The organism is Actinomadura roseirufa (assembly GCF_900659635.1).
Lineage (GTDB): Bacteria > Actinomycetota > Actinomycetes > Streptosporangiales > Streptosporangiaceae > Spirillospora > Spirillospora roseirufa.
On the sequence record NZ_CAACVB010000520.1, the window covers coordinates 1 to 2,399 of the forward strand.

At 75.8% G+C, this 2,399-nt stretch carries 4 protein-coding genes; all 4 read right to left on the reverse strand.

Annotation, left to right across the window (positions count from 1 at the left end):
• Nucleotides 1-77: 77 nt before the first annotated feature.
• A complete protein-coding gene (locus E1291_RS44865; protein WP_278045318.1) occupies nt 78-206 on the reverse strand; it encodes a hypothetical protein in 129 nt (42 codons plus the stop codon).
• A gap of 213 nt (nt 207-419) precedes the next feature.
• Nucleotides 420-1,382: an urease accessory protein UreD gene (locus E1291_RS41020; protein ID WP_242614693.1), complete on the reverse strand. Its 963-nt coding sequence runs from the start codon at nt 1,380-1,382 to the stop codon at nt 420-422.
• Nucleotides 1,364-1,999, reverse strand: coding sequence for an urease accessory protein UreG (ureG, locus tag E1291_RS41025; protein ID WP_131743414.1), 636 nt, complete (start codon nt 1,997-1,999; stop codon nt 1,364-1,366). Before ureG ends, E1291_RS41020 begins: the two co-directional genes overlap by 19 nt.
• Nucleotides 2,000-2,095: 96 nt before the next feature.
• Nucleotides 2,096-2,399: urease accessory UreF family protein (locus E1291_RS41030; protein ID WP_278045319.1), on the reverse strand; the 304-nt coding region annotated here is incomplete at its 5' end.

Here is a 2,399-nt window from a genome sequence, read left to right on the forward strand (position 1 = left end):
CGGCATACGAGATTGGCTGGAGTGACTGGAGTTCAGACGTGTGCTCTTCCGATCTGCCCGCCGGCGGGCGGGGCCGGTCAGGCATCGCCGCCCCAGCGGGGGCCGGCGTGGCGGACCGTCGCCGCCTCGATCTCCCGCGGCGAGGCGGCGAGCCGGCGCACCGGGACGACCACGATCCAGCCCGACCCGCGCTCCAGGTAGCACACCGGCGCCCGCGGGCCGCGCCGCGCGGGCAGGGCCGTCCCTGGAATCGGGAAGACGCAGACCGCCCAGCCGGTGCCCTCGGCGCGGCGGCGGACGACGACGCGGCCGATCTCGTGCCAGCCGTAGTGGACGCGGCGGCCGTTGAAGCGCAGTACGAGGCCCCCGTATCCGACGTTCAGCTCGCAGGGCTCCGTAACGGAATCGGCCTCCGAGCCTTATCGGACAAGGGGGTCGGGTGCGGGCACGCCCAGCAGGAGCAGGCGGGCGGCGTCCCATACGCGCAGGAACGCCGCGTCCACCTCGGGGGATCGCTCGCCAAGGACGCGCGCCCACGCGCCGCACTCCCCGGGGAGCACGCTCGCGCCGCCGACGAGTCCGGTTCCGGAGAGCGCCCCGTGCATCGCGTCGGCCACCTCCTGCGCGGGCTTCGCGCCGGTGACCACGTACAGGGTCGCCATGACCCCGAAGCCGCCCATCACCGCGGGCCCGACCGGTGGGTTCTCCTCCGGGACGAGCCGGAGCGGGTCCGCGAACAGGAGGGCACCACCGGGGTCGCGGACCTCCAGGTCGGCGCAGTAGGCGGTGTAGGCGTGCCGCTCCCCTCGCGCCAGCCGTCCCGCCATGAGCCGCTCGCCCAGCACGACGGTCGCCGACGGGTCCGCGGTGACCTCCAGCCGCTGGTGGAACCGCGATCCGCCGAACGGGATCGTCGCCCCCGGCAGGTACTCGACGTAACTGCCGGGCGCGGCGCCGAGCGTGACGGACACCGCGGCGTAGTCGTGCTCCATCCGGTAGAGCCGCGTCGCCGTCTGGGTGGTGAAGTGGACGGACGTGCCGGGCCCGCAGGACAGCCCGACCCGGTGCCTGTCGCCCTGCAGCACCCCGGCCCCCGACGTCATCATCAGCACGTGCGGGGTCCCGGGCAGCGCCGGGTCGGGGTACAGCGGGCGGGTGGTGTGCAGCGGCGCCGCCTGGACGTGCTCGGTCAGCTCCGTCCGGCCGCCGCGCGCGGCGAACCCCAGCCGCAGCACCCCGGCCTTGCCCGGCGCGCCGACCGGGAGCGTGTCGGGCGTCCCGGCGTGCCGCGTCACCGCGACCGGGAGACTCGGTGCGGCGCCGCGGCCGGGCGGCGTCCCGGCCCGGCCGTCCGGGCCGGCGGTCACCCCGCCGGTGAGCACAGCGCGTCCCGGCGGGCCAGGACGGCGTCGGCGACCTCGCCGACGCCGGTCCCGGTGAGGCAGTTCGTCAGCACGACCGGGGCGCCGCCGCGGACCCGGCGGGCGTCCCGCTCCATGACCGACAGGTCCGTCCGCACGTACGGCGCGATGTCGATCTTGTTGATGACCAGCAGGTCGGAGTCGGTGGTGCCGGGGCCGCGCTTGCGCGGCATCTTCTCGCCCTCCCCGGCGTCCAGGACGAACACGTACACGTCGGCCAGGACGGGGCTGAAGGTGAGCGTGAGGTTGTCGCCGCCGCTCTCGAACAGCAGCACGTCCAGGGCGGGGACGCGGTCGATCAGCTCGGCCGCCGCGGCGAGGTTCATCGTCGGGTCGTCGCGGACCGCGGTGTGCGGGCACGAGCCCGTCTCGACGCCCACGACGCGGTCGCCGTCCAGCGTCCCCGCGAGCGTCCGGCGGACGTGGTCGGCGTCCTCCTGCGTGTAGATGTCGTTGGTGATGACGCCCGGCGTGCGCCCGCGGGCGATGAGGACGGGGACGAGCGCCTCGATGAGCGCCGTCTTGCCCGAGCCCACCGGCCCGCCGATGCCGATCTTGAATACCCGGTCCGGAAGCATGCGCGTCCCTTCAGGAAGTGGTTCGAGAGGCGGCCAACGGAACGCCCCGTGGTGCCGATCGGTGGTGCCGATCGGTGGTGCCGCCCCGTGGTGCGGTCAGGTGATGAACAGGCGGGCCTCCGCCCGTTCGTGCGCGGCGGCGACGGCGTCCGCGGCCGGCGTCGAGGCGTGCAGGTCCGCCGGGCCCCGCGCGGCCAGCGCCGCGTCCACCGCCCGGACCAGGTCCGGCCGGACCTCGCGCAGCAGGCCCTGCGCCCGCCGGAAGTCGGTGCGGCCGAGCCGCACCGCCGCGGTGGCGCAGCTCGCGGCGAGGGCGAACAGGTCGCCGGCCACCGCGTCGCGGACCGGCACCCCGAGGCCCGCGTGGACCACGCCCACCGCGACCGCGTGGTTGCCGGGC

Coding starts and splice junctions, on each gene's coding strand:
- ureG (WP_131743414.1), bottom strand. CDS start 1,999: ATGCTTCCGGACCGGGTATTCAAGATCGGCATCGGCGGGCCGGTGGGC.